At 70.6% G+C, this 24,259-nt stretch carries 25 protein-coding genes and 1 pseudogene; 15 read left to right on the plus strand and 11 right to left on the minus strand.

The window, feature by feature from the left end; translation table 11 throughout:
• Positions 1 to 3 precede the first annotated feature (3 nt).
• Genes ACYVAK_RS07335 through ACYVAK_RS07355 form a run of 5 tightly spaced genes read right to left on the minus strand, consistent with a single transcriptional unit; the run spans position 4 to position 2,712 of the window.
• Positions 4 to 189 carry a type II toxin-antitoxin system antitoxin gene (locus ACYVAK_RS07335; protein ID WP_461059455.1) on the minus strand — a complete coding sequence of 62 codons (186 nt, stop codon included), beginning with the start codon at positions 187 to 189 and terminating at the stop codon, positions 4 to 6.
• 6 nt (positions 190 to 195) lie between these two features.
• Positions 196 to 516 (minus strand): hypothetical protein, encoded by a 321-nt coding sequence (locus ACYVAK_RS07340; RefSeq protein WP_461059457.1) that lies wholly within the window; start codon positions 514 to 516, stop codon positions 196 to 198.
• A gap of 16 nt (positions 517 to 532) precedes the next feature.
• Positions 533 to 853: a hypothetical protein gene (locus ACYVAK_RS07345; RefSeq protein ID WP_461059459.1), complete on the minus strand. Its 321-nt coding sequence runs from the start codon at positions 851 to 853 to the stop codon at positions 533 to 535.
• An 8-nt stretch (positions 854 to 861) separates the two neighbouring features.
• On the minus strand, positions 862 to 1,743 hold the full coding sequence (locus tag ACYVAK_RS07350) for an SPFH domain-containing protein (RefSeq protein ID WP_461059461.1): 882 nt from the start codon (positions 1,741 to 1,743) through the stop codon (positions 862 to 864).
• Between the two features lie 51 nt (positions 1,744 to 1,794).
• On the minus strand, positions 1,795 to 2,712 hold the full coding sequence (locus ACYVAK_RS07355; protein WP_461059463.1) for a hypothetical protein: 918 nt from the start codon (positions 2,710 to 2,712) through the stop codon (positions 1,795 to 1,797).
• Positions 2,713 to 2,807: 95 nt separating this feature from the next.
• On the opposite strand from ACYVAK_RS07355, the gene purT reads away from it, so the two are divergent.
• A complete protein-coding gene (gene purT / locus ACYVAK_RS07360; RefSeq protein ID WP_461059465.1) occupies positions 2,808 to 4,016 on the plus strand; it encodes a formate-dependent phosphoribosylglycinamide formyltransferase in 1,209 nt (402 codons plus the stop codon).
• Between the two features lies 1 nt (position 4,017).
• Here purT and ACYVAK_RS07365 read toward each other — a convergent pair whose 3' ends face one another.
• Genes ACYVAK_RS07365 through ACYVAK_RS07375 form a run of 3 tightly spaced genes read right to left on the minus strand, consistent with a single transcriptional unit; the run spans position 4,018 to position 6,664 of the window.
• On the minus strand, positions 4,018 to 4,713 hold the full coding sequence (locus tag ACYVAK_RS07365; protein ID WP_461059467.1) for a hypothetical protein: 696 nt from the start codon (positions 4,711 to 4,713) through the stop codon (positions 4,018 to 4,020).
• On the minus strand, positions 4,710 to 5,948 hold the full coding sequence (locus ACYVAK_RS07370) for an endonuclease/exonuclease/phosphatase family protein (protein ID WP_461059469.1): 1,239 nt from the start codon (positions 5,946 to 5,948) through the stop codon (positions 4,710 to 4,712). The genes ACYVAK_RS07365 and ACYVAK_RS07370 overlap by 4 nt, the downstream gene beginning before the upstream one ends.
• Complete coding sequence (locus tag ACYVAK_RS07375; RefSeq protein ID WP_461059471.1) at positions 5,945 to 6,664, minus strand: arginyltransferase; 720 nt, start codon at positions 6,662 to 6,664, stop codon at positions 5,945 to 5,947. The genes ACYVAK_RS07370 and ACYVAK_RS07375 overlap by 4 nt, the downstream gene beginning before the upstream one ends.
• A gap of 93 nt (positions 6,665 to 6,757) precedes the next feature.
• Here ACYVAK_RS07375 and ACYVAK_RS07380 point away from each other — a divergent pair, with 93 nt between their 5' ends.
• Positions 6,758 to 7,936 (plus strand): NAD-dependent epimerase/dehydratase family protein, encoded by a 1,179-nt coding sequence (locus tag ACYVAK_RS07380; protein WP_461059473.1) that lies wholly within the window; start codon positions 6,758 to 6,760, stop codon positions 7,934 to 7,936.
• Positions 7,937 to 7,939: 3 nt separating this feature from the next.
• On the opposite strand, the gene asd is transcribed toward ACYVAK_RS07380, so the two are convergent.
• Together asd and ACYVAK_RS07390 are read right to left on the minus strand one after the other, a co-directional pair.
• Positions 7,940 to 8,782, minus strand: a complete 843-nt coding sequence (asd, locus tag ACYVAK_RS07385) for an archaetidylserine decarboxylase (RefSeq protein WP_461059475.1) — start codon at positions 8,780 to 8,782, stop codon at positions 7,940 to 7,942.
• The gene (locus ACYVAK_RS07390) at positions 8,779 to 9,453 is read right to left on the minus strand and encodes an SCO family protein (protein ID WP_461059477.1); all 675 of its coding nucleotides are present in this window, start codon (positions 9,451 to 9,453) and stop codon (positions 8,779 to 8,781) included. The genes asd and ACYVAK_RS07390 overlap by 4 nt, the downstream gene beginning before the upstream one ends.
• A gap of 101 nt (positions 9,454 to 9,554) precedes the next feature.
• Between ACYVAK_RS07390 and prmB the strand changes: the two genes are divergently transcribed.
• From prmB to ACYVAK_RS07445, 11 genes and pseudogenes are all read left to right on the plus strand, one after another.
• Positions 9,555 to 10,472: a 50S ribosomal protein L3 N(5)-glutamine methyltransferase gene (prmB, locus tag ACYVAK_RS07395; RefSeq protein WP_461059479.1), complete on the plus strand. Its 918-nt coding sequence runs from the start codon at positions 9,555 to 9,557 to the stop codon at positions 10,470 to 10,472.
• Positions 10,473 to 10,490: 18 nt separating this feature from the next.
• The gene (gene aroC, locus ACYVAK_RS07400) at positions 10,491 to 11,627 is read left to right on the plus strand and encodes a chorismate synthase (protein ID WP_461059481.1); all 1,137 of its coding nucleotides are present in this window, start codon (positions 10,491 to 10,493) and stop codon (positions 11,625 to 11,627) included.
• Positions 11,628 to 11,760: 133 nt separating this feature from the next.
• Positions 11,761 to 12,780 (plus strand): aspartate-semialdehyde dehydrogenase, encoded by a 1,020-nt coding sequence (locus tag ACYVAK_RS07405; protein WP_461059483.1) that lies wholly within the window; start codon positions 11,761 to 11,763, stop codon positions 12,778 to 12,780.
• Positions 12,781 to 12,883: 103 nt separating this feature from the next.
• Positions 12,884 to 15,208: a FimV/HubP family polar landmark protein gene (locus tag ACYVAK_RS07410; RefSeq protein ID WP_461059485.1), complete on the plus strand. Its 2,325-nt coding sequence runs from the start codon at positions 12,884 to 12,886 to the stop codon at positions 15,206 to 15,208.
• A 37-nt stretch (positions 15,209 to 15,245) separates the two neighbouring features.
• Positions 15,246 to 16,010: pseudogene (gene truA / locus ACYVAK_RS07415) on the plus strand (tRNA pseudouridine(38-40) synthase TruA); the annotation flags it as partial.
• Between the two features lie 100 nt (positions 16,011 to 16,110).
• Complete coding sequence (locus tag ACYVAK_RS07420; protein WP_461059487.1) at positions 16,111 to 16,764, plus strand: phosphoribosylanthranilate isomerase; 654 nt, start codon at positions 16,111 to 16,113, stop codon at positions 16,762 to 16,764.
• On the plus strand, positions 16,733 to 17,962 hold the full coding sequence (gene trpB / locus ACYVAK_RS07425) for a tryptophan synthase subunit beta (RefSeq protein WP_461059489.1): 1,230 nt from the start codon (positions 16,733 to 16,735) through the stop codon (positions 17,960 to 17,962). The genes ACYVAK_RS07420 and trpB overlap by 32 nt, the downstream gene beginning before the upstream one ends.
• Before the next feature lie 5 nt (positions 17,963 to 17,967).
• The gene (gene trpA, locus ACYVAK_RS07430; RefSeq protein ID WP_461060508.1) at positions 17,968 to 18,759 is read left to right on the plus strand and encodes a tryptophan synthase subunit alpha; all 792 of its coding nucleotides are present in this window, start codon (positions 17,968 to 17,970) and stop codon (positions 18,757 to 18,759) included.
• A 79-nt stretch (positions 18,760 to 18,838) separates the two neighbouring features.
• The gene (gene accD, locus ACYVAK_RS07435; protein WP_461059491.1) at positions 18,839 to 19,711 is read left to right on the plus strand and encodes an acetyl-CoA carboxylase, carboxyltransferase subunit beta; all 873 of its coding nucleotides are present in this window, start codon (positions 18,839 to 18,841) and stop codon (positions 19,709 to 19,711) included.
• 1 nt (position 19,712) lies between these two features.
• Positions 19,713 to 21,068 (plus strand): phosphoglucosamine mutase, encoded by a 1,356-nt coding sequence (gene glmM / locus ACYVAK_RS07440; RefSeq protein WP_461059494.1) that lies wholly within the window; start codon positions 19,713 to 19,715, stop codon positions 21,066 to 21,068.
• A 72-nt stretch (positions 21,069 to 21,140) separates the two neighbouring features.
• Positions 21,141 to 22,076 carry an isopenicillin N synthase family dioxygenase gene (locus ACYVAK_RS07445; protein ID WP_461059496.1) on the plus strand — a complete coding sequence of 312 codons (936 nt, stop codon included), beginning with the start codon at positions 21,141 to 21,143 and terminating at the stop codon, positions 22,074 to 22,076.
• Positions 22,077 to 22,143: 67 nt separating this feature from the next.
• Here ACYVAK_RS07445 and ACYVAK_RS07450 read toward each other — a convergent pair whose 3' ends face one another.
• Positions 22,144 to 22,953: an SDR family NAD(P)-dependent oxidoreductase gene (locus tag ACYVAK_RS07450; protein ID WP_461059498.1), complete on the minus strand. Its 810-nt coding sequence runs from the start codon at positions 22,951 to 22,953 to the stop codon at positions 22,144 to 22,146.
• 73 nt (positions 22,954 to 23,026) lie between these two features.
• Here ACYVAK_RS07450 and tpiA point away from each other — a divergent pair, with 73 nt between their 5' ends.
• Positions 23,027 to 23,779, plus strand: a complete 753-nt coding sequence (tpiA, locus tag ACYVAK_RS07455) for a triose-phosphate isomerase (RefSeq protein ID WP_461059500.1) — start codon at positions 23,027 to 23,029, stop codon at positions 23,777 to 23,779.
• 11 nt (positions 23,780 to 23,790) lie between these two features.
• Entirely contained in the window at positions 23,791 to 24,237 is a 447-nt protein-coding gene (gene secG, locus ACYVAK_RS07460) for a preprotein translocase subunit SecG (RefSeq protein ID WP_461059502.1), read from the plus strand.
• Positions 24,238 to 24,259: the final 22 nt, after the last annotated feature.

Consider the following 24,259-nt stretch of genomic DNA (forward strand, 5'->3'; position numbering starts at 1 on the left):
AGTCTATTCGCCGTCGGCGACGCCGTCGTCTGCCGGGGGCTTCGGCAGGCGTCCGGCCTTCCTCAGCGCCTCGCGCAGCACGTATTCGATCTGGGCGTTCACCGAGCGCAGATCGTCGTCGGCCCAGCGCTGGACCGCGTCGAGCACCGGGGCGGAGATGCGCAGCGGGTAGGCCTTTTTCTCGCTCATCGCGGTTCAGTGCCTTCGGGGCGTCGTTGGTCCGAGCGCCATCCGGATGACGGGCCACTGAAGGACCACCACGAGGGCGAGCGTGGCGATCGTTGCCGCCCGGGGGGGCAGGGTGAGGACAGCAAGGCCCATGGCCACCACGATGGTGCCGATCACCACCATCCACAGGCCGAGGTGCCGGCCCAGTTCGACGAGCGGGGCCCCCTCGGCGCCGGTGCGCCGGCCGAGGGGGGCGAGGCCCTGTCCCGACCGCCAGCGCACGCCCACGACGAGCGCCGGGATGGCGCTGGCGAGGAGCACGATACCGCCGAAGGTCTGGTCGTTCATGGCGCCGGACCCCCGGTCACTTCGCGACGAAACGGGAGAGCCCGAACACCAGCCGTACGACCACGAGCCCGACCAGCGCGACGAGCCCCAGTGTCGCGAGGAGGATCCGCTCCTCGGGCAGGAACGCCACAGCGGCGGCAAACGGGACATGGATCGCGCCGAGGAGGATCAACGACTGTCCGACGAACCGTCCGAGGCCGGACGGGTCCTTCACCTTCCGCGGGTCGACGCCGGCCAGCAAGTGCAGCGCGCGACCGCTGCGGAAGTACAGGCCGATCGCCAGCAGGGGCGCGGCGGCGGCAAGGACGACGAGTGCGGCAAGGGTCTGCTCGTTCATGGTGCGCCTCAGTGATGCAGGGTGCCGGTGTTCACGACGGGCTGTGTGCCGCGCTCGCCGCAGAGCACGACGAGCAGGTTCGACACCATCGCAGCCTTGCGCTCCTCGTCGAGCTGGATCTTGCCGGCGTGGTCGAGCTGCTCCAACGCCATGTGGACCATGCTGACCGCGCCTTCGACGATACGGCTGCGCGCGGCGATGATCGCCGCGGCCTGCTGGCGCTGCAGCATGGCCTGCGCGATCTCCGGCGCATAGGCGAGGTGGCTGATGCGGGCTTCCAACACGGTCACACCCGCGGCGCCGAGGCGCTCCTGGATCTCTTCCTTGAGGTGCTGGTTGATCTCGGTCGCGTGGCTGCGCAGTGCGATCTGGCTGTTCGCGCCGGCGCCATCGTGGCCGTCGTAGGGGTAGCTGGTGGCCATCTGGCGCAACGCCGCTTCCGACTGCACGTGCACGAAATTCTCGTAGTCGTCGACCTGGAAAACGGCCTCGGCGGTGTCGTGCACCTGCCAGACCACCACGGCAGCGATCTCGATGGGCGAACCGTCGAGGTCGTTCACCTTCAGCTTGCTGGATTCGAAATTGCGGACGCGCAGCGAGACCGGCTTCTTCGAGTAGAACGGGTTGGCCCATTTCAGGCCCGCATCGCGCGCCGTGCCGACGTATCGCCCGAACAGCTGCAGTACCACGCCGTTGTTCGGTTGGACCATGAAGAAGCCGCACCAGCACAGGATCAGGAGCAGCGTGCCGAGGCCGTTGAGGGCGATCAGTCCGCCCGGTGCGTCCATCCCGTCCAATACGGGGAAGGCGGCGAAGTTCGCCACGCTGAGGACCAGCAGGGCAAACAGCATCGGGACGCCGGGCAGGGGGGTATGGACGCGCTCGTTCATGGTCGGGCTCCGGGAAGGGCCCGACTATCTGATATCAGATTGATATCTTCGTCAATGGGCGTCGAGCGGAAAGTAAACCAGGGGGCTGGGGCGTTGCTCGCCCGCCACCCACAGCTGTCGCCCGTCGAGCGAGTAGCCCATGGCTTCGGCCTGCGGCATCCAGGCGAAATCGAGGCGCTGGGGGGTCGCCAAAGCGCCGGACCAGTGCGCTCCGGGGTCGCGGCGGTAGAGATAGACCGCCTGGTAGTTGAGGATCGCCAACGTGCGGCCATCGGGACTCAGGTCGGCGGCGGTGACCTGCGAGCGGTAGCGGCCATAGACGGGGTTCTGCGCGAGTTCGGCGGCGGAGGGTTGGGCGATGCCTCCCAGGCGGCCAATGCGTTGGGCGGTCTGGAGGCTGTCCCCGTCGGGGCGGAGGGCGATCCGGAACAACTCGGGCGGCACGCGTTTCTTCGACACCAGCAGCACCTCGCCGGCGACGGCGTCCACGGCCACCGCCTCGCAATCGCGCGCGCCGTCCGGCCACCGGAACCGCAGCGTCCAGGCGGGGCTGAGGCGCATGCCATCCCTGATGTCCGCGGGCTCCTCGATCACCACGAGGTCGAGCACATCGCGCAGGCCTCCGTTGTCGCCCGTGTCCGCCACCAGCAGGTAGCGCTTGCCGTCGAGGTCGAAGGCCGCGAGGTCTTCCCAGTCGATGTTGCGCGTGCCGTCGATGGTGATGCTCGCCATCCGTGCGCCAGCCGCCGACATGAGGTGCAGCTCGGCGGCATGGCCGCTGTCGTTGTGCACCCAGAGGGCCCCGGGCCGTGCGCGCGATGCGCCGAGGCCGCTGGTTTCCGCGAGTCGGGCATCGGCCATCACGCCACCGATCGCGGGGGCGGGCGTCGAGCGGGGCGGTTTCGCCGCGGACAGCGGCAAGGCGCTGCCGAGCATCGGCAGCAGCAGGACGAAGGTTCGAAGGGGCATCGAGCGTGGTTCCGTTCGTCGCCAGCATGCCCAGCGGGCTTCGGGGCGACAAGTCGTGCCGGTAGACTTCACGTCTCGCCTCACAGGATTCCACGATGTCCCGCGACCCCGAACAGCCCGTGTCCGTGACGATCGGTACGCCGCTGTCGCCCACCGCCACCCGCGTGCTCTTCCTCGGCAGCGGCGAGCTGGGCAAGGAAGTGGCCCTCGAGCTGCAGCGCCTGGGTGTCGAGGTGGTCGCCGCCGACCGCTACGCCGACGCGCCGGCCATGCAGGTCGCGCACCGCTCCCATGTGCTGAACATGCTCGACCCCGAGGCGTTGCAGGCGCTGATCGACAGGGAACGGCCGCACCTCGTCGTTCCGGAGATCGAGGCCATCCACACGCCCACCCTGGTGGGGATGGAGGCGCGGGGGCAGCGGGTGATCCCCACCGCACGCGCCGCCCGCCTGACGATGGACCGCGAAGGCATCCGTCGTTTGGCGGCGGAGACGCTTGGCCTGCCGACGTCGCCCTATCGCTTCGTCGACACCGAGGCCGAGTACCGCGACGCCGTCGCGGCGCTGGGCATGCCCTGCGTGGTCAAGCCGCTGATGTCGAGCTCGGGCAAGGGCCAGAGCGTCGTGCGCAGCGAGGCCGACATCGCCCAGGCCTGGGCCTACGCCCAGACCGGTGGCCGCGCAGGGCAGGGGCGCTGCATCGTCGAGGGCTTCATCGACTTCGACTACGAGATCACCCTGCTCACGGTGCGCCATCGCGATGGCACCACGTTCTGCCCGCCGGTCGGGCACCTTCAGGTGGACGGCGACTACCGCGAGAGCTGGATGCCGCAGCCCATGAGCCCGGCGGCACTGGCGGAAGCCGAACGCATCGCCAAGGCCGTCACCGACGACCTCGGCGGTTGGGGCCTGTTCGGCGTCGAGCTGTTCGTCAAGGGCGACGCCGTGTGGTTCTCGGAAGTGAGCCCGCGCCCGCACGACACCGGCCTCGTCACGCTGATGGGGCAGGAGCTCTCGGAATTCGCGCTGCATGCCCGCGCCATCCTCGGCCTGCCCATCCCGAACCTGCGTGCGTTCGGACCGGCCGCCTCCTGCGCGATTGTCGCGGAAGGCCATGGCGTGCCGGTGTTCGAGCACGTCGACGCGGCCCTCGTGGAGCCCGACACCGGCCTGCGCCTGTTCGGCAAGCCGCGCGTCGAAGGCAGCCGTCGGGTGGCGGTGACGTTGGCTCGCGATGTGGACGTCGAGGCGGCCCGTGCCAAGGCGCGGCGTGCCGCCGCGGCGCTGGCGGTGCGGCTGGCCTGAGTCAGCGCGCCGCCGGAGCGGCGGTGCGCGGGAAGCCGAGCGCGAAGGTCGGTGGTTCGCCGTCGGGGAAGCGCAGGCTGAGCTCGACGTCGAGGGCTTTTCCGCAGCCGATGACGTTCCACATCTCCACGCGGTCGGCGATGGCGGCGGCCGAGCTGGCGTCACTGCGCAGCACGGCGGGCGGGGCGCCCCGGACATCGATTCGCTCTGGCGATTCGCAGGCCATCAGCTTGGTGGCCACCGGCAGCAGCTCGTCGATCACCTCGCGACGCGTGTCCTCGTCGAGCGTCGCGCCGCGTACCGGCAGCACGGGCTCGCCGCGCAGCGTGAAGCGGAGCTTGCTGCAGGTGTAGACCAGCGTGTCCGCATCAGCACGCTCATGCTGGCGCCCGGCCTGTTCGCGGATCGCCGCATCGATGGCCTCGCGGGACTGCGATTGCGCGGCGGCGAGGCGTTCGATCAGCGAAGCGGCCTCGGCGAGGGTTTCCGCGCGACGCTGCCGCCATTGCGCGAGTTCGGCCTCGAACGGGGCGTCACGGAACTCTGGCAATCCGCGACAGCGCCCGACGAGCGCCGGGAAGGTGATCGCTTCCGCATGGCGCTCCACGAGCCGCTGTTGCGCTCGCTCGCCGGCCTCGAGTACGCCGGGCTGGACGAGGAGGAGGAGGGCGATCGCCCCAGGGCCACGCCACGTCATCGGCCCGACTCCACCGTCCCGCGCGGGGCGTCGAGGTCGAGATCCATCCACACCATCCGGTGGTCGCTGGCGCCGACCCAGTCAGCCCCCGGCTGTCCGGCGAGAGGCCAGAACACCCCGCTGTCGATGATCCGGAAGCCCACCGAAGGCAGCACGAAGTCGAGATGCAGGTTGCCGCTGGCGCCGCCGAACTGGCTGGTATCCTGCGCTGGATCGCCGCGGTGTCGCCGATTGGCGCCGCCGCTCTCGCGAGCACTCCGCGTTGCCCCTTCGCTGGTCGGGAACGCGTGCCGCAGCACGCGCGGGTGCTCGATCAGCCCGACGATCGCCTCGCGGTGCCCATCGCCGTCGTTGGGGTCGTTGTTGAGGTCGCCGGCGATGACGAAGCGCGCGCCGCTCGGCAGACCGCCGCAGCGGCCCTGGTCGTCGCAGAGCCACGCGGCGCCGCGATCGTCGAGGTAATGGCGCCACAGCGTGAGCTCATCGGCGTTGCGCAGGCCGTTGCGATCCTCGGGGCCGTCGAACACCGGCGGCGTCGGGTGCGCGGCGAGGAGGTGCACCACGCCGCCGGGCGTCCGCACCGGCACGTCCCAGTGCGATTTCGAGGACAGCCTGAGCTTCGGCCACACCGTGTCGTCATACCACCAGCGGCCGGTCGTCGGGTCCTTCGGGCGGCGGGCGCCGGGCATCACCGACCACGGCAGCGTCTGGAACGTGCGGACCGCCGCGGTGTCGATCGGGTATCGCGACAGTACGAGCATCCCGTATTGGCCCGGGTGCAGGCCGTAGCCGAAGGCATCCTCGCCGTGCAGGCGTCCCGGGCCGCCGAGGCGCCCATCGCCATTGAGGTCCATGCCGCTGGGCTCGCCGGTGTTCACCGGTGCGAGGTAGCGGTAGGGGTAGTGGATCGGGGCCTCGCCGTGCTGGCCGACCTCGAGGTACTCGCGCTGGAACACGTCGGCCAGCGCGCCCTTCGCGTCGAAGTCGAACTCGTTCAGCAGCAGCAGGTCCGGGCGCTGGCGCTGGATCACCGCGGCGATGTGCCGGGCCTTCGCGTCCTCGCCACCGGCCAAGCGCGCGCGAACGCCGTCGGCCACCTCGGCGTACAGCGAGACGTTGTAGGTCGCCACGCGCAGGGGCGGGGGCGCGTCAGCCATGGCTGGCGTCCCCGCGCAGCCGGCCAGCAGCACGGCGGCGCCCAGCGCCGCGAGCGCGGCGCGGAAGAAAACCCTCATTCATGATCCTCATCGAAAGCAATCCAGTGGCCGTTCCACAGCCGCTCGAGCGGTTGGAACCGGCGCTTGTAGTCCATCTTCGGGTGGCCTTTCAGCCAGAACCCGAGGTACAGGTGCGGGCGAGCCGTCTCGGCGGCCCAGGCGATCTGCCCGAGGATCGCCTGCGTGCCGAGGCTGCGATTCTCGAACGCAGGATCGTAGAAGGTGTACACGGCGGACAGCGCGTTGGCCGTGACGTCGGTGACCGCGACCGCGACGAGGCGGCCCTCCAGCCGCCATTCGAAGAAGCGCGTCGGGCTCCAGTCGCCGATCAGGAACTGGTCGAACTCCTCGGGCGTCGGCTCCGCCATCGGGCTGTCGGGGTGGCGGGCGCCGAGGTAGCGCGCGTAAAGGTCGAACAGCTCGTCACTGCGCCGGGCCGGGCCGACGGTCATCACGAGGTCGGCGTTGCGCTTCGCGATGCGACGCTGCGTGCGGTCGGGCCGGAAGCGCGCCACTGGCAGCCGGATCGGCAGGCAGGCGCTGCAGCTGCCGCAGTGGGGGCGGTAGACGTGGCGACCGGAGCGACGGAAGCCGAGCGCCAGCGCGGGTTCGTAGACCGCGGCGAGGGCGGGTTCCTGCGGGTCGAGCACGAGGTCGCGGGCCTGCCGGTCGGGCCAATAGCCGCAGGCGTGGGCCTGCGTCAGGTACACCCGGATGTCGGTCAGCGCGCCCATGGCCCGAGTGTAACTTCCGGCACGGGCTCGCCGGCGGCCGAGGGCGGAGGATCGCGGGGTCGCCAGCCTGACGAACCTACCGTGGAGTGAACCATGTCGATCGAACGTCGTGACGTCCTGAAACTCGGTGCCCTTGCCGCCGCGGTGACGCTGGCCGGCGCAGGCCGTGCCCAAACGCCGGGCGCCGCCCCGGGCGAGACCCGCAACGCCACGCGCAAGCTCTCGATCCTGATCCTCGGCGGCACCGGGCTCACCGGCCCGCACCAGGTGGCGTACGCGCTGTCGCGCGGCCACGAGGTGACGATCTTCAACCGCGGCCGCAAGCAGCGCGAATGGCCGGGCAGCGTCGAGCAACTGCTCGGCGACCGCGACGTCAACGACTACAAGAGCCTCGCCGCCGAAGTGGCGAAAGGCCGCCGCTGGGACATCTGCATCGACAACCCGAGCAGCGTGCCGCACTGGATCCGCGACGCCGCCACGGTTCTGAAGGGCCACGTGGGCGGCTACATGATGATCTCCAGCCTCTCGGCCTACGCGGACAGCGCGACGCCGGGGGACGACGAGAGCGCCGCGCTGGCGACCTTCGAGGGCGATCCGCTGGCCGAGACGATGACCAGCCTGCGCGCCGACATGGCCAAGTTCGCCGGCTTGAAGGCGGCCACCGAGGCCGAGACGCTCAAGCACTTCGGTAACGCCGCCACGCTGGTGCGCCCCGGCCTGATCGTCGGCCCCGGCGACGAGACCGACCGCTTCACCTACTGGCCGATGCGCCTCGCCAAGGGCGGCGAGGTGCTGGCCCCCGGCGACGGCCGCGACCCGGTGAAATACATCGATGCCCGCGATCTTGGCGAGTGGATGATCCGCCTCGCCGAAGCAGGCGCCACCGGCGCCTACAACGCCATCGGCCCCGGCTACCCGCTCGACATGGCCGGCCTGCTGTATGGCATCCGCGCCAGCACCACGGCCGGCGCGCGACTCACGTGGGTGCCGACCGAGTTCCTGATGGCGCAGGCGGTCACCCCGTGGGGCGACATGCCGGTGTGGGTGCCCGGGCAGGGCGACAGCGCCGGCTTCCACACCCGCAGCAATGCGAAGGCGATCGCCGCGGGGCTGACCTTCCGCAGCCTCGCCGACACCGTCGAGGCGACGCGCGCCTGGTTCGCCGCCCAGCCCGAGGAGCGCCGTAACGCACCGCTGCGCGCCGGCATCACGCCGGAGCGCGAGGCCGAAGTGCTGGCCGCGTGGAAGGTGCAGGCCGCGACGCCGGCCTGAGCCTCAGGCCAGCGTGCCGAGGCGCTGGCCGAGCACCACCGGCGCTTCCGCGGGAATCGTCTCCATCGAGGCGAGCATCGACTTCGGGAACAGCAGCACCACGGTGCTGCCGTAGTTGAAGCGCGCCATCTCGGCGAAGCGCTCCAGCGTGATGCCCTTGCCGCGCCAGTCCTTGCGGATCACGCGGTCGGCGTAGGCCGGGATCTCCTCGCCGCTCCAGACCGTCTCCACGCCGGAGACGAGGATCGCGCCGACCATCACCGCCACGAAGGGGCCGTGCTCGCCCTCGAAGTGGCAGACCAGCCGCTCGTTGCGGGCGAACAGGCGCGGGATCGCCCGGGCGGCCCAAGGCGCCACGCTGAACAGGCGGCCCGGGACGTGGGCGGTCTCGACCAGCGTGCCGGCCAGGCTCATGTGCACGCGGTGGTAGTCGCGCGGGCTGAGGTAGACGTTGGCGAACCAGCCGTCGCGGTAGGCCTCGGCCTTCGTCTCGTCGGCGAGGAACTCGGCGGCCGTGAAGTGCTGGCCCTTGGCCTGGAAGAGGCGGCCCTCCTCGATACGGCCCATCTGCGCGATCTTGCCGTCGGCCGGGCAGAGCACGGCCTTGGGATCGGCGTCCGCCACGCGCGCCCCGGCTTTCAGCGGTCGGGTGAAGAACGCATTGAAGCTGGGGTAGCTCTCCGGGTCCGGGTTCGCCGCCTCGGCGAGGTTCACGTTGAACTTCCGCACCACGGTGGTGATCAGCCAGCGCTTCAAGGGCCGCCACTCCGAGCGCGCCAGCCGGTAGGCGAGGCTCGAGAGGAACCGGTGCGGAAGGAGGTACTGGAGGACGACGGCCGGACTCACGGGGCGGCTCCGGCGAGGCGGGCGAGGTCGCGGGCCACGGCCTGCGGATCGATCGTCGCGATGGCACCGCCGCCGACCGTGGCGCCGGCGGGCATCTGAGGGCGGATCACCCCGGCCACGCGCACCTCGGGGTCGAGCAGCACCATCGAGCCGCTGTGATCCATGGTGTACGTGTTCCCGAGTGGCACCTTCCGGTACACGAGGCTGAGGCTGCTCGTGAAGGCCTCGAGTGCGGCGGGATCGGGCTGGGTCGCCGCCAGCGTGGCCGGATGGAAGTGGCGCGCGTAGCCGGCGAGCAGTTCCGGGGTGTCGCGTTCCGGGTCGATCGAAACGAACAGCAGTCGCGGACGCTGCGCGTCGGGCAGGGCTTCCCAGGCCTTCTGCGCCTTCGCCATGTCGGTGAGGGTGGTCGGGCACACGTCCGGGCACGACACGAAGCCGATGAACACGACCGTCCAGCGGCCGCGCAGGGCATCGGCGGTCACCGGGCCGTCCGCCGAGACCAGCTCGAAGGCCGGGATGGCGCGGGGGGCGGGGTAAGGGGTGATCGCCTCGAAGGCGGGCAGGGCCGAAGCCCCGCCGTTGCGCGCCAGCCAGCGTTCGCCAGCAAGCAGGCCGAGGCCGGCGAACACCGCCGCCACGATCACCAGCAGAAAGGTCCGATTGAACATGAAAATGCCGCCAAACCATCAGGATCAGGCCGCAAAGTATAGGGGCGCTGGCTATACTCGGGCGCTTGTCCCGTGAAGCCCGCTTCGGGCCGCCAAGCCGCATGCCTGCCGAACTCCAGACGATCATCGACCTCATCCGCTACGGCGCCAGCCGCTTCGGGGAGGCCGGCCTGACCTTCGGCCACAGCTACGACAACGCCATGGACGAGAGCACCCAACTCGTGCTCCACGCCCTGCGCCTGCCGCACGACCTGAACCCGATCTACGGCCAGTCGCGCGTCACCGCCGACGAGAAGGCGAAGGTGCTCGGCCTGTTCCAGCGCCGCATCGACGAGCGCGTGCCGGCCTGCTATCTGACCGGCGAGGCCTGGTTCGCCGGCCTGTCGTTCAAGAGCGATTCGCGCGCCCTGGTGCCGCGCAGTCCGATCGCCGAGCTGATCCTCAACGGCTTCCAGCCGTGGATCGGCGACGTCGAGGTGCGCGACGCGCTCGACCTCTGCACCGGCGGCGGCTGCATCGCCATCGCGATGGGCCACTACAACCCGTCCTGGAACGTGGACGCGGTCGACCTGAGCCCCGAGGCCCTGTCGCTGGCCCGCGAGAACGTCGCGCGGCTCGATGCCCGCAACGTGACCCTGCACCACGGCGACCTGTACGGCCCGCTGACCGGCCGGCACTACGACCTGATCGTCACCAACCCGCCCTACGTCACCAACGCCGAAACCGACGCCTTGCCGGCCGAGTATTCGCACGAGCCGGAGATGGCCCTGCGCGCCGGCGACGACGGCCTCGACCTGGTGCTGAAGATCCTCCGCGACGCCCCGCTGCACCTGCGCAAGCACGGCGTGCTGATCTGCGAAGTCGGCGAAAGCCAGCAGCACCTCGAGCGCCTGCTGCCCGACGTGCCCTTCGCGTGGATCGAGTTCAAGGTGGGGCAGATGGGCATCTTCGCCCTGCACCACGACGACCTCGTCGCCCACCACGCCGAGATCGCCCGCTTGGCGAGCCAACGCCCCTGACACGGACGCCTGACGCGCATGGCCAGCAACACCTTCGGGCAGCTCCTCGCGGTCACCACCTTCGGCGAGAGCCATGGGCCGGCCATCGGCTGCGTCATCGACGGCTGCCCGCCCGGCCTCAGCCTAGCGCCGGAAGAGTTCCGCCACGACCTCGAGCGCCGCGCCACCGGCCGCTCGCGCCACACCTCGCAGCGCCACGAGGCCGACGAGGTCGAGATCCTCTCGGGCGTGTTCGAAGGCAAGACCACCGGCACGCCGATCGCCCTGCTGATCCGCAACGTCGATGCGAAGTCGAAGGACTACGCCAAGATCAGCGAGCAGTTCCGCCCGGGCCACGCCGACTACGCCTACTGGCAGAAGTACGGCATCCGCGACCCGCGCGGTGGCGGCCGCAGCTCGGCCCGCGAGACGACGATGCGCGTCGCGGCCGGCGTCATCGCCAAGAAGTGGCTGCGCGAGCGCTTCGGCGTCACCGTCCGCGCCTGCGTCAGCCAGCTGCACACGATCACGCCGAACGGCTGGGACTGGTCGGTGGTCGAGGACAGCCCGTTCTTCTGGCCGGATGCCGCCCAGGTGCCCGAGCTTGAGGCCTTCATGGACGCCCTGCGCAAGTCCGGCGATTCGGTCGGCGCGCGGGTGCGCGTCGAGGCCCACGGCGTGCCGCCGGGCTGGGGCGAGCCAATCTACGGCAAGCTCGACGGCGAGCTCGCGGCCGCGATGATGTCGATCAACGCGGTGAAGGGCGTCGAGATCGGCGCCGGCTTCGCCAGCGTCGGCCAGCTCGGCACCGAGCACCGCGACCTGATGCATCCGGACGGCTTCGCCAGCAACCACGCCGGCGGCGTGCTGGGCGGCATCAGCACGGGGCAGGCCGTCACCTGCGAGGTCGCCTTCAAGCCCACCTCCAGCCTGCGCCTGCCGGGCCCGACGGTCGACGTGCACGGCAACGCCGTCGAGGTCATCACCACCGGGCGCCACGACCCCTGCGTGGGCCTGCGCGCGCCGCCGATCTGCGAGGCCATGATGGCCCTAGTGCTGATGGACCAGGCCCTGCGCCATCGCGCCCAGTGCGGTGACGTCGGCGAGGTCGCGCCGCGCGTGGCAGGCGAGGGCGGCGGCCCAGCCGTTGGGAAAGCGGGTGAGCGAAAACCCTAGCCTCGGGCGTCATGCTTCCGAGGCCCGGGGCCGCTGAATCCGCGTCGCGGGCGTTGTGCCCGCGCGCCCTGCGCAGGCGCACCGCGCCGCGCACCCAGATCGCTCAACGACACTCATTCGAAAAGGACCCTCCATGTCGAACCGCTTCAAGGTCGCCGTCGTCGGCGCCACCGGCGCCGTCGGTGAAACCATGCTTTCCATCCTCGCCGAGCGGAAGTTCCCCGCCAGCGAGGTCATCGCCCTCGCCAGCGAGCGCTCCGCCGGCACCAAGGTCGACTTCGGGAACCACAAGCTGACCCTCCAGGACCTCGCCACCTTCGATCCGACCGGCGTCGATTTCGCCCTGTTCTCCGCCGGCGGCGACATCTCGCGCGAGTACGCGCCGAAGTTCGCTGCCGTAGGCGCCATCGTCATCGACAACAGCTCGGCCTTCCGCATGGACGCCGACGTGCCGCTGGTGGTGAGCGAGGTGAACCCGGAAGCGCTGGAGTCGATCCCGCGCGGCATCGTCGCCAACCCGAACTGCTCGACCATGCAGATGGTCGTCGCGCTGAAGCCGATCCATGACGCCGTCGGCATCACCCGCATCAATGTCGCGACCTACCAGTCGACGTCGGGCGCCGGCCGCTCGGGCCCGGAGGAACTGGGCCGGCAGACCGCCGCGCTGCTGCGCTTCGAGGACCCGAACCCGACGCGCTTCCCGGTGCAGATCGCCTACAACCTGATCCCGCAGATCGATGCCTTCACCGACAACGGCTACACCAAGGAGGAGATGAAGCTGGTCCACGAGACCCGCAAGATCCTCGGCGACGCCAGCATCCAGGTGAACCCGACGGCGGTGCGCGTGCCGGTCTTCTTCGGGCATTCCGAGGCGGTGCATCTCGAGACCCGCGACAAGATCACGGCGGCGCAGGCGCGTGCCCTGCTCGAGAAGGCACCGGGTATCGAAGTGGTGGACAACCCCGCCGCGGGCGAGTGGCCGACGCCGGTCACGCACGCGTCCGGCAGCGACCCGGTCTATGTCGGCCGCATCCGCGAGGACATCTCCCACCCGCGCGGCCTGAGCCTGTGGATCGTGGCCGACAACATCCGCAAGGGCGCCGCCCTGAACGCGGTGCAGGTCGCCGAGCTGCTGGCGGCCAAGCGCGGCTGACCGAAATCCTTGGCGGATCAGGGGCATTCGGCTTACTGTTGCGGCGGTTTTCAAGTGTTGACGTTCGGCCGGGTCCCCGCCGGCCGCGTCTTGGGAGAAAGGCATGAAGCACGCGGTGAAGGTCCTTCCCCTGGCCATGGCGCTCGCGTTCGTCGCGAACGACGCCCATGCGCTGGGCCTCGGCACGCTCGAAGTGAAGTCGCAGCTCAACCAGCCGCTGGTCGCGGAAATCCCGCTGATCGGCGTCGGCCCCGGTGAGCTCGACGCGCTGAGCGTTCGGCTGGCCCCGCCCGAGGCGTTCGATCGCGTCGGCCTGCCTCGCCCCGCCGGCGTCACCGCCAACCTCCAATTCAGCATCGGCCGAAACGCGCGCGGCGAACCCGTGGTCCGCGTCACCACATCGAATCGCGTCGACGATCCGTTCGTCGCCTTCCTCCTCGAAGCCGAGTGGGGCAAGGGCAGCGTCGTGCGTGAGTTCACCGCGCTGGTCGATCCGCCCCACATCGCCGCGGCCAAGGTCACGCCGATGAGTGCGCCCACCGTGTCTGCGGCACCAGCGCCGGCGCCCGAGCCGGCCCGCGAAGTTCCGCGGCCGTCGGTGCCATCGCCGCCGGTGGCCGAGGCGGAGCCCGCGCCGCTCGCCGAGCCGTTGGCGCCGGAGCCGGCGCCATCGCCTGCGCCGGCTCCTGTGGCCGCCCCCCAGCCCGCTCCGCCGGCGCCGCAGCCCGTGGTCGCGGATGCCTCGCCGCCGCCGCAACCCCAGGCGTCGCCTGCGCCGGCCGCGATTCCGTCGGCCACGCCCGGCAGCCACGAGGTTGCGGAGGGCGAGACGCTCTGGCGCATCGCCTCGTCGAACCAGCAGGGCGCTTCGGTCGCCCAGATGATGCTTGCCATCCAGCGCGCGAACCCTGACGCGTTCCTGCGCGACAACATCAACTTGCTGCGGAAGGGGGCCGTCCTCCGCATCCCGACGGCCGACGATGCACGCGACGTCGCCAGTCGCGAGGCGGAAGCGCGCGTGCGCGAGCAGATGGCCGCGTGGCGTAGCCTTGCGCCTGCACCGGGGCCGACGCCGGCACCGGGTGAGTCCCCGCCGGTTGGGCTGCCCCCCGCAGCAACGCCACGGGTCGCCGACCGCCCCGCAGGGGAGCCACCTGCGCCCGCAGGCACCGGCCGACTCGAAATCGCCCCGCCGGCCGGTGACGGTGCGGTCGCGGCCCAGTCCGGCGCCTCTTCCGGCGGCTCCGGCAGCGAGCTGCGCGCCGAACTCGAGCAGGCGCGCGAAGACCTCTCCGCGCGCGAAGCCGAGCTTCGCGAACTGCGTTCCCGGCTCACCGAGCAGGAATCGCTGGCGAACGAGCAGAAGCGCCTCATCGAACTGAAGGACAGCCAGCTCAGTGCGATGGAGCAGGCCCTGCGCGAGCAGCGCACGGGCGTCGACGCTGCGGCGCCGACGGACGCCCCGGCCTCCGCCGTGGTGGACGCATCGTTGGCCACGCCCGCTCCCGACGTGGTTGCATCGACCGCCACGCCGACGCCCGAGGTCGCCGCCGTGCCTGCCGCCCCGCCGGAGCCCGTACCGCCGGAGCCCGTACCGGCGGAGACGCCGCCGCAGGCCACCGCCTCCTGGTACAGCAATCCCATGGTGCTGGGCGCCGGTGGTCTGGTGCTGGTGGGTGGACTCGTCGGCCTGTTGCTCCGGCGCCGCCGAGGCACTGAGCCGAAGCGCCCTCTGCCCAGCGTGCCCGCCGTCTCGCCGTCGCGTTCCCGCCTGTCCGACGATGAGGATTTCCTGTCCAACCTGCCGGCCCCGGCCGCCGACGAGTCGACGGCGGCCGTCGTCGATGCGGTCGTGCCGCCTGTGGCGCAGCCACCGGCCGACGTCGATCCGGTGCCGGCGCTGAACCCGGTGCTGCGCGAGCTCGAGACGAGCATCGACCGCGCGCCTGCCGATCTCGATGCCCACGTCGCCCTTCTGCGCCAGCTCTACAACACGGGTGAAAGCGAGTCCTTCCTGAAGGCCGCTGAGCGCATGCGTTCGCACGTGCAGACCTCGGGTGACCCCCGTTGGCGCGAGGTCGTGGTGATGGGCATGGGTTTGGTGCCGGGCCATGCGCTGTTCCGTGAGCTGCAGTGGAATCCGATCGCCGGCATCGATGTCCGCACCCGTCCGGCCGCCGCCGAGGCTTCGCCACCCGCGGCGCCCGTCCCCTCCACGTTCGACGAGCGCGAAACGGCCGAGCGTCCGACGGTCGAGTTGCCGGCCGTGGACGAGGCTGGCATGGATGACACCCGGCTTGAGTTGGCCAAGGCGTACATCGAGATCGGCGACGTCGACGGCGCCCGCGGCATGCTCGAGGAAGTGCTGGCCGAGGGCAGTGCGACCGCGCGCATGGAAGCCGAGCGCCTGCTGAAATCGATCGGCTGAGGTCGCGGCCGCGGGCTTGCCCACGCGGCCTTTCCACATGCGTTACGCACTCGGCATCGAATACGACGGCAGCGGTTTCCTGGGATGGCAGCGGCTTTCCCACGGCGATTCGGTGCAGGGCGCGGTCGAGGCGGCGCTGGCCTCGATCCTCCAGCACCCGGTCGACGCGGTATGCGCGGGGCGCACCGATGCGGGCGTGCATGCGACCCAGCAGGTCGTGCATCTCGACACCGCCGTCGAGCGCCCGCTCCGCGCCTTCGTCGAGGGCACCAATACGCGCCTTCCGTCCGCCATCCGCGTGCTCTGGGCCCAGCCGGTCGCCGACGCCTTCCATGCCCGCCACTCCGCGAGGGCGCGCCGCTATCGTTACCGCTTGTTGAACCGTCGCGTGCGCCCCGCCTTGATGCGCGAGCACCTGAGCTGGGAGCCGAGGCCGCTCGACGCCGCGGCGATGCATCGCGCCGCGCAGTTGCTGCTCGGAGAAAACGATTTCAGTGCCTTTCGCACCGCGCAGTGCCAGGCCCGGCACCCGATGCGCGACCTCCATGCGATCACGGTCCGCCGCGAGGACGAGCAGGTTGTCGTCGAGGTGCAGGCCAACGCCTTCCTGCACCACATGGTCCGCAACATCGTCGGGAGCCTGATGGTGGTGGGGCGCGGCGAGCGTCCGGAATCCTGGATCGCCGAACTGCTCGCCGGCCGCGATCGCACCGTCGCGGGCCCGACGGCGCCCGCGGCCGGGCTGACGTTCCTGGGCCCGCGCTACCCGCGCAACTGGGTCTTGCCGGAAGCCGTCAGCCTGCCCGAGGCTTGGATCGACCGTCCGCGCCCGCTGGCCGCCCTGCCTTACGCGGATCGGGACGCATGACGTTCGCACGCCGCTTTTTCCTTCCACGCCGCCCATGACCCATCGAACCCGCATCAAGTTCTGCGGCCTCACGCGGCCGGGCGATGTGCGCCTCGCCGGCGAACTCGGCGTCGACGCTCTCGGATTCATCTTCGTGCCGGGCAGCCGTCGCGCGCTTGATCCCGCGCAGGCCGAATCGCTGCGCGCCGCGGTGCCGCCGCTGGTGCAGGTGGTGGCGCTCTTCATGGATGCCGACGAGGCGCTTGTCCGGGCAGCGATCCGCGCGCTGCGCCCGACGCTGCTGCAGTTCCACGGCCGTGAGGATGCCGCGTTCTGCGAGCGTTTCGGCCTGCCGTATGTGAAGACTTTGGCGATGGGCGAGGGCGTGGCCGCTGCGGAATCGCTCGCCAAGCGCTACCCTTCCGTAGACGCCTTCCTGCTCGATGGCCACAAGGCCGGGGAGCAGGGCGGGCAGGGTGCCCGGTTCGACTGGTCCGACCTGCCCGCGCTGCCGAAGCCTTGGCTTCTGGCCGGCGGGCTCACTCCCGACAACGTCTTCGAGGCGGTCCGCGAGGCGCGGCCGTTCGGCGTCGACGTGTCCAGTGGCATCGAGAGCGCTCCCGGCCTGAAGGACGGGGAGCGCATGGTCCGTTTCGTCGAAGAGGTTCGCCGCGCCGATGGCTTCATCGCAGATCCCCCCGTCCGTTGACGATTTCCACCAGTACCCGGACGCCCGCGGGCATTTCGGCCCCTACGGCGGCAGCTTCGTCGCGGAAACCCTGATGCAGCCCTTGGCCGAGTTGGCCGAGGCCTATCGCGTCGCGCAGTCCGATCCGCAGTTCCAGGCCGAACTGGCCGAGGACTACAAGCACTACGTCGGCCGACCGAGCCCGATCTACCACGCGGCCCGCCTGTCGGCGAAGGTCGGCGGCGCGCAGATCCTGCTCAAGCGCGAGGACCTGAACCACACCGGCGCGCACAAGATCAACAACACCATCGGCCAGGCGATGCTCGCCAAGCGGATGGGCAAGACCCGCATCATCGCCGAGACCGGCGCCGGCCAGCACGGCGTGGCCTCGGCCACCGTCGCTGCGCGCCTTGGGCTCGAGTGCGTCGTCTACATGGGCGCCACCGACGTCGAGCGCCAGGCGCCGAACGTGTTCCGCATGAAGCTGCTCGGCGCCACCGTGGTGCCCGTCGAGAGCGGCAGCAAGACGCTCAAGGACGCGCTGAACGAGGCGCTGCGTGACTGGGTCACCAACGTGCACGACACCTTCTACATCATCGGCACCGTCGCCGGCCCGCACCCGTACCCGACGCTCGTGCGCGATTTCAACGCCGTGGTCGGCAAGGAGTCGCGCGCGCAGATGCTCGCCGAGTACGGCGCGCTGCCCGACGCCGTCGTCGCCTGCGTCGGCGGCGGCAGCAATGCGATCGGCATGTTCCATGCCTTCCTCAACGACCGCGATGTCGCGCTGGTCGGCGCCGAAGCCGCGGGTGACGGCGTCGCCACCGGCCGCCACGCGGCTTCGCTCGTCGCCGGTCGCCCGGGCGTGCTGCACGGCAACCGCACCTACCTGATCTGCGACGACGACGGCCAGATCACCGAGACGCACTCGATCTCGGCCGGCCTCGACTACCCCGGCGTCGGCCCCGAGCACGCCTTCCTGAAGGACACCGGTCGCGCGCAGTATGTCGGCGTGACCGACGACGAGTGCATGGAGGCCTTCCACCTGCTGGCCCGCACCGAGGGCATCCTCGCCGCGCTGGAGAGCAGCCACGCCATCGCCCAGGCGATGAAGCTCGCCCGCACGATGCGAAAGGACCAGCGCGTGCTGGTGAACCTGTCGGGCCGCGGCGACAAGGACATCTTCACCATCGCCCGCCGCGAGGGGATCTCGCTGTGAGCGCCGTGAACCGCATCGACGCGCGACTCGCCGCGCTGGCTTCGTCGGGCCGCAAGGCCCTCGTGCCTTTCGTCACCGCCGGCGACCCGTCGCGCGAGGCCACCGTGCCGGTCATGCACGCCCTCGTCGAGGGGGGCGCCGACCTGATCGAGCTCGGCGTGCCGTTCTCCGACCCGATGGCCGATGGCCCGGTCATCCAGAAGAGCTCCGAGCGCGCCATCGAGCGCAAGGTCGGGCTGACGTTCGTGCTGGAGGCCGTGCGCGCCTTCCGCACCTCGGACGCCACCACGCCGGTCGTGCTGATGGGTTACCTCAATCCGATCGAGATGCGTGGCCTCGAGCGCTTCGCCGACGAGGCCGCCGCAGCCGGCGTCGATGGCGTGCTGCTGGTCGATCTGCCGCCCGAGGAGGCCGATCCGGTGCGCGAGGTGTTCACCGCCCGCGGCCTGCACCTGATCGCCCTCGTCGCGCCGACCACGACCGAGGCCCGCCTCGGCCCGCTGCGCACCCACGCGCAGGGTTATCTGTACTACGTCAGCTTCGCGGGCGTCACTGGCGCCAGCAAGCTCGACACCGGCGACGTCGCCGCCAAGGCGGCCGTGGTCCGGGCCCACAGCCCGGTGCCGGTGCTGATCGGCTTCGGCATCAAGGACGCGGCGTCGGCCAAGGCGCTCGCGGCCCATGGCGATGGCGTCATCGTCGGCAGTGCGCTGGTGCAGGCGCTCGCCGAAGCGGCCGATCCGGTCGCGGCCGCCCGCGGCTTCCTGCAGCCGATCCGCGCCGGGCTCGACGCCTGATCCGGCACCGGCGGGGGCTTGCCGGCCCCCCGCCGGGCTTCCGCTACACTTTGCGGCCCTGACCACACCCGGGCCCTCCATGAGCTGGTTGAACAAGCTGAAACTCGGCGGCATCCGCACGCAAGGCGGCAACAAGCGCGGCGTGCCGGAGGGCCTGTGGGAGAAGTGCGACAACTGCGGCGCCGCCCTCTATGCGCCCGAGGTCGACCAGCACCTCCACGTCTGCCCCAAGTGCGACCACCACATGCCGATCGGTGCGCGCGAGCGCATTGCCGCTTTCCTCGACGCGGACAGCTTCGAGGAGATCGGCGCCCACCTCGAGCCGGTGGACGCGCTCAAGTTCCGCGACCAGAAGAAGTACGCCGACCGCATCAAGGCCACGCAGAAGGCCACCGGGGAGAAGGACGCCCTGATCGCCGGCGCCGGCCGCCTGATGGGCCAGCCCGTCTGCGTGGCCGCGTTCGAGTTCCGCTTCATGGGCGGCTCGATGGGCTCCGTGGTCGGCGAGCGCTTCGCCCTGGCCGCCGAGCGAGCCCTGGCGGACCGCAGCGCCCTCGTGTGCTTCTCAGCCACTGGCGGCGCGCGCATGCAGGAGGGCCTGTTCTCGCTGATGCAGATGGCCAAGACCTCGGCGGCCATCGCCCGCATGCGCAAGGCTGGCGTGCCCTACGTTTCCGTGCTGACTCACCCGACCACCGGCGGCGTCTCGGCCTCGCTGGGCATGCTCGGCGACATCAATGTGGCCGAGCCGAAGGCGCTGATCGGCTTCGCCGGCCCGCGCGTCATCGAGCAGACCGTCCGCGAACGCCTGCCGGAAGGCTTCCAGCGCAGCGAGTTCCTTGTCGAGCACGGCGCCGTCGACCTGATCGTCGATCGTCGCGAAATGCGCCAGCGCCTTGCCGCCCTGATCGCCCTGTTGGGCCGCCGCCCGGCGCCGATCGAGGCGGCCTGAAGTGGGGGTGCGGAAGTACTTCGGCACCGACGGCATCCGCGGCCGGGTGGGCGAGGGCGCCATCTCGGCCGATTTCGTGCTGCGCCTCGGCAACGCCTACGGCCATGCCCTTCGCGCGGCGCGCGGCGAAGGCGATTGGCGCAAGCCGCTGGTCGTCATCGGCAAGGACACGCGCATCTCGAACTACATGTTCGAGGCCGCGCTCGAAGCCGGCCTCGTGGCCGCCGGCGTCGACGTCCAGCTGATGGGGCCGATGCCCACGCCGGCGGTCTCGCACCTCACGCGTTCGCTCGGCGCCGACGGCGGCATCGTCATCAGCGCTTCGCACAACCCGCACTACGACAACGGCATCAAGTTCTTCTCGGCGGAAGGCGAGAAACTCGATGACCCCACCGAGCTCGCCATCGAGGCGGCGCTCGAGCATCCCTTCAGCACCGTGCCGTCGGAAAAGCTCGGCAAGGCGGTGCGAACCCGTGACGCGGTCGCCCGTTACGTCGAAGCCTGCAAGGGCTCGGTGCCGCGCCGCTTCACCTTGGGCGGCATGCGCATCGTGGTCGACTGCGCCCACGGGGCGACCTACCAGTTGGGTCCGCTCGTGTTTCGTGAACTCGGGGCCCGCGTGGACGCGATCGGCGTCGAACCGAACGGCTTGAACATCAACGACGGCGTCGGCTCGACCCATCCAGACGCCCTTGCGGCCCGCGTCCGCGAGACCGGTGCCGAGCTGGGCATCGCCTTCGATGGCGACGGTGACCGCGTGCTCTTCGTCGACGGCGACGGCGTGGTCCGCGACGGCGACGACCTGCTGTGGATTCTCGCCGACGACTGGCAGCAGAGCGGGCGCCTGGTCGGGCCGGTGGTGGGCACCCTGATGACCAACTACGGCCTCGAGCGCGCGTTCGCCGACCGGGGCATCGACTTCCTTCGCACCAAGGTCGGCGACCGCTACGTGCACCAGGCGCTGATCGAGCACGGTGCGGTGCTCGGTGGCGAGACCTCCGGCCACCTCCTGTGCCTTGACCGCGTCAGCTCCGGCGACGGCATCGTCAGCGCGCTCCAGGTCCTCGAGGTGCTCCGCCGTCGCCGGGTCACGCTGAAGCAGGCCCTGTCGGGCATGGCGAAGGTCCCGCAGAAGACCATCAACGTGAAGGTCGCGCCGGGGAGGAAGCCCGCGGAGGCCGAGAGCGTCAAGGCGGCACTCGCCGACGCCCAGGCCGCCGTCCGTGGCCGTGGTCGCGCGTTCCTGCGCCCCTCCGGCACCGAGCCCGTGGTCCGCGTCACGGTCGAGGCCGACGATGCGGCCCTCATGCAGCGTGTCCTCGATGGCCTTGCCTCCGCGGTGAAGGCCGCCGCTTGATCGACGTCACGCCGCGCCTGCCGGCCCGGCGTGACCATGCCACCCCCGAAAACGACGCTACGAGTCCGCACCATGGCTGCCATCCCCACCCTCGATATCCGCCGCTTCGACACCGACCGTGAAGCCTTCGTCGCCGAGCTCGGCGCCGCCTATCGCGAGTGGGGCTTCTGCGGCATCCGCGGCCACGGCATCCCGCAGGCGCAGATCGACCGTGCCTACGACGTCTTCCAGCGCTTCTTCGCGCTGCCCGATGAGGCAAAAAAGAAGTACCACGTGCCCGGCAGCGGTGGCGCGCGCGGCTACACGCCGTTCGGCATCGAGACGGCGAAGGGCGCCAAGCACTTCGACCTCAAGGAGTTCTGGCACGTCGGCCGCGAGATCCCGCGCGATTCCAAGCACGCCGAGGTGATGCCGCCGAACCTGTGGCCGAGCGAAATCCCGGAGTTCAAGGAGGTCGCCTACGGCCTTTTCGCGACGCTCGACCAGCTCGGTTCGCGCGTGCTGTCGGCCCTTGCGCTGCACATCGGCCTTCCGGAGCAGTTCTTCGCCGACAAGACCAATTTCGGCAACAGCATCCTTCGCCCCATCCACTACCCGCCGATCACGGCGGACGACATCCCGAACGTCCGCGCCGGGGCGCACGAGGACATCAACCTGATCACGCTGCTGGTCGGTGCCAGCGCCGCCGGCCTCGAGGTGCTGTCGAAGAAGGGCGAGTGGGTGCCGTTCACTTCCGACGCCGACACCATCGTGGTGAACATCGGCGACATGCTGCAGCGCCTGACCAACCACGTGTATCCGTCGACCACGCATCGCGTGGTGAACCCGCCGGGCGACGCCGCGCGCCGGCCGCGCTATTCGACGCCATTCTTCCTGCACCCGAACCCGGATTTCCTCATCGAGACGTTGCCGGGCTGCATCACGCCCGACAACCCCAATCGTTACCCGGAACCGATCACGGCCCACGGCTACCTGATGGAGCGCCTGCGCGAGATCAAGCTGGCCTGAGGGCCATGCCCGAGTCGTCCACGAAGCCCCGCCGCGCGGGGCTTCGTCGTTTCCGCTTTGGGCGGGCTCAGCCCTCGTCGCGGAAGTCCTTCGCCTTCGCGGCGATCAACGCCCCGGCCAAGCGGTCCGGCAGGTACTTCGACAGCGCGGCGATCAGGCGGTTGGCCCGGCCGGTGATGAGCCGGGTCTTCCCCGATTCCACCGCGTCGATGCCCAGTCGGGCGACGGTCGCGGCGTCGAGCCAAATGCCCTTCGGCAGCTTGGCCACCGTGGCGCGCATGCCGTTGACGTCGTGGAACTCGGTGTAGGTCATGCCGGGGCAGAGGGCGGTCACGTTGACGCCTTTGGGTCCGACCTCCTTCGCCAGCGTCTCGCTGAAGCGGATCACGAAGGCCTTGGTCGGGCCGTACAGCGTGTGGCCGGCCGTCGGGGGCACGAGGCCAGCCAGCGACGCGACGTTGAGGATTCGGCCGTGGCCCTCGGCCTCCATGGCGGGCAGGAAGCGGTGGGAGAGTTCACAGACCGCCACCAGAAGCACCTGCAGCGAGGCGTGGTGCGTGGCCCAATCTTTGGCGAGGTAGCGCCCCGGGACGCCGAAGCCGGCATTGTTCACGAGCGTGTCCACGCGCAGCCCCCGCGTCTCGCAATCCGTCACGAGGCGGGCGGGGGCGGCCGGGTCGGCGAGGTCGGCGGCGATCACCGCCACCCGCACGTGGGGGCGCAGTTCGGCGGCCAAGGCCTCCAGCCGGTCGGCGCGGCGCGCCACCAGCACCAGCGGTTTGCCGCGCCGCGCGTACTCGCGGGCGATCTCCGCGCCGATGCCGCTGGAGGCGCCGGTGACGAGGGCGAAACGGTCGGTGCGCAGCGGGGCGGGCATGGCGAGGATCCATCGAGGCCCGGGCGGGCGGCCTGCTATCCTTCCGCGCCACGGAACCTCGGAGCAAGCCCGCATGCGTCCCCGCATCGTCGCCGGCAACTGGAAGCTCAACGGCACGCGCGCCTCGTCCAAGGCGCTGCTGCAGGCCATCGCCGGCGCGCCGCTGCCGGCGGACGTGCAGTGCCTCGTCATGCCGCCGATCGCCTACCTCGCCGAGTCGATCCAGGCCTTCGCCGGCCGTGGGATCGGCTTTGGCGCGCAGGACCTCGATGTCCACGAGGCCGGAGCGTTCACCGGCGAAACGTCGGGCGCCATGCTGAAGGACATCGGCGCCACCCACGTACTCGTCGGCCACTCCGAGCGCCGTCAGTTCCATGAAGAGTCGAGCGACCTCGTAGCGGAAAAGCTCCTCGCGGCTCGCCGGGCGGGTCTGGTGCCGGTGCTGTGCGTCGGCGAAAGCCTCCACCAGCGCGAAGCCGGCCAGACCGAATGGGCGTTGTCGGGGCAGGTGGCGGCCGTGCTGAAGCGCGGCGGTATCGAAGCCTTCCGCGGCGCGGTGGTGGCGTACGAGCCAGTCTGGGCGATCGGCACGGGCCGGACGGCCACGCCGGAACAGGCCCAGGAGGCGCATGCTTTCCTGCGTAGCGAACTCCGGGCGCACGATGCTACAATCGCCGACTCGCTGCCGATCCTCTACGGCGGCAGCGTGAAGGCCGCCAACGCCGCCGAGTTGTTCTCGCAACCGGATGTGGATGGCGGACTGATCGGCGGTGCATCGCTGGTCTCCAACGACTTCCTCGCCATCGTCGCAGCCGCGGCGCGGTGAACTGAAAAGACATGAACCTGATCGTTCTCGCCACCGTCATCTACGTCCTCGTCGCTGTCGCGATGGTCGTGCTGATCCTCATGCAGCGCGGCGCTGGTGCGCAGGCGGGCAGCGGCTTCGGCGCAGGGGCGTCGGCGACGGTGTTCGGCGCGTCGGGGTCGGCGAACTTCCTGTCGAAGACGACCAAGTGGCTGGCCGTGGTGTTCTTCGCGATGAGCCTCGGCATGGCTTGGTACGCGAGCAAGCATGGCGGCCGCCTGATGCCTGCGGCCAGCGATGATGTCGGCCTCATGGCCGAGGTCGTCCCGGAGGCGGGTGCCGACGCCCCGGTCGCGGCATCGCCGGTCGCGCCCGCCCCGGCGGCGGAGGTCCCGGTGTCGTCCGAGCCCGCAGCCCCGGCTCCGGAATCCGCGACGCCGCCGGCAGAAAATGTGCCGGAAGGTGAGTCAGGCGGCTGATGGCCTGATATAATCTCGCCGC

Source organism: Silanimonas algicola (genome assembly GCF_054777375.1).

Bases quoted from the DNA above. Each gene is read 5' to 3' on its own strand.
- ACYVAK_RS07335 (WP_461059455.1), bottom strand. From the start codon at position 189: ATGAGCGAGAAAAAGGCCTACCCGCTGCGCATCTCCGCCCCGGTGCTC.
- ACYVAK_RS07340 (WP_461059457.1), bottom strand. From the start codon at position 516: ATGAACGACCAGACCTTCGGCGGTATCGTGCTCCTCGCCAGCGCCATC.
- ACYVAK_RS07345 (WP_461059459.1), bottom strand. From the start codon at position 853: ATGAACGAGCAGACCCTTGCCGCACTCGTCGTCCTTGCCGCCGCCGCG.
- ACYVAK_RS07350 (WP_461059461.1), bottom strand. From the start codon at position 1,743: ATGAACGAGCGCGTCCATACCCCCCTGCCCGGCGTCCCGATGCTGTTT.
- ACYVAK_RS07355 (WP_461059463.1), bottom strand. From the start codon at position 2,712: ATGCCCCTTCGAACCTTCGTCCTGCTGCTGCCGATGCTCGGCAGCGCC.
- purT (WP_461059465.1), top strand. From the start codon at position 2,808: ATGTCCCGCGACCCCGAACAGCCCGTGTCCGTGACGATCGGTACGCCG.
- ACYVAK_RS07365 (WP_461059467.1), bottom strand. From the start codon at position 4,713: ATGACGTGGCGTGGCCCTGGGGCGATCGCCCTCCTCCTCCTCGTCCAG.
- ACYVAK_RS07370 (WP_461059469.1), bottom strand. From the start codon at position 5,948: ATGAGGGTTTTCTTCCGCGCCGCGCTCGCGGCGCTGGGCGCCGCCGTG.
- ACYVAK_RS07375 (WP_461059471.1), bottom strand. From the start codon at position 6,664: ATGGGCGCGCTGACCGACATCCGGGTGTACCTGACGCAGGCCCACGCC.
- ACYVAK_RS07380 (WP_461059473.1), top strand. From the start codon at position 6,758: ATGTCGATCGAACGTCGTGACGTCCTGAAACTCGGTGCCCTTGCCGCC.
- ACYVAK_RS07390 (WP_461059477.1), bottom strand. From the start codon at position 9,453: ATGTTCAATCGGACCTTTCTGCTGGTGATCGTGGCGGCGGTGTTCGCC.
- prmB (WP_461059479.1), top strand. From the start codon at position 9,555: ATGCCTGCCGAACTCCAGACGATCATCGACCTCATCCGCTACGGCGCC.
- aroC (WP_461059481.1), top strand. From the start codon at position 10,491: ATGGCCAGCAACACCTTCGGGCAGCTCCTCGCGGTCACCACCTTCGGC.
- ACYVAK_RS07405 (WP_461059483.1), top strand. From the start codon at position 11,761: ATGTCGAACCGCTTCAAGGTCGCCGTCGTCGGCGCCACCGGCGCCGTC.
- ACYVAK_RS07410 (WP_461059485.1), top strand. From the start codon at position 12,884: ATGAAGCACGCGGTGAAGGTCCTTCCCCTGGCCATGGCGCTCGCGTTC.
- ACYVAK_RS07420 (WP_461059487.1), top strand. From the start codon at position 16,111: ATGACCCATCGAACCCGCATCAAGTTCTGCGGCCTCACGCGGCCGGGC.
- trpB (WP_461059489.1), top strand. From the start codon at position 16,733: ATGGCTTCATCGCAGATCCCCCCGTCCGTTGACGATTTCCACCAGTAC.
- accD (WP_461059491.1), top strand. From the start codon at position 18,839: ATGAGCTGGTTGAACAAGCTGAAACTCGGCGGCATCCGCACGCAAGGC.
- ACYVAK_RS07445 (WP_461059496.1), top strand. From the start codon at position 21,141: ATGGCTGCCATCCCCACCCTCGATATCCGCCGCTTCGACACCGACCGT.
- ACYVAK_RS07450 (WP_461059498.1), bottom strand. From the start codon at position 22,953: ATGCCCGCCCCGCTGCGCACCGACCGTTTCGCCCTCGTCACCGGCGCC.
- tpiA (WP_461059500.1), top strand. From the start codon at position 23,027: ATGCGTCCCCGCATCGTCGCCGGCAACTGGAAGCTCAACGGCACGCGC.
- secG (WP_461059502.1), top strand. From the start codon at position 23,791: ATGAACCTGATCGTTCTCGCCACCGTCATCTACGTCCTCGTCGCTGTC.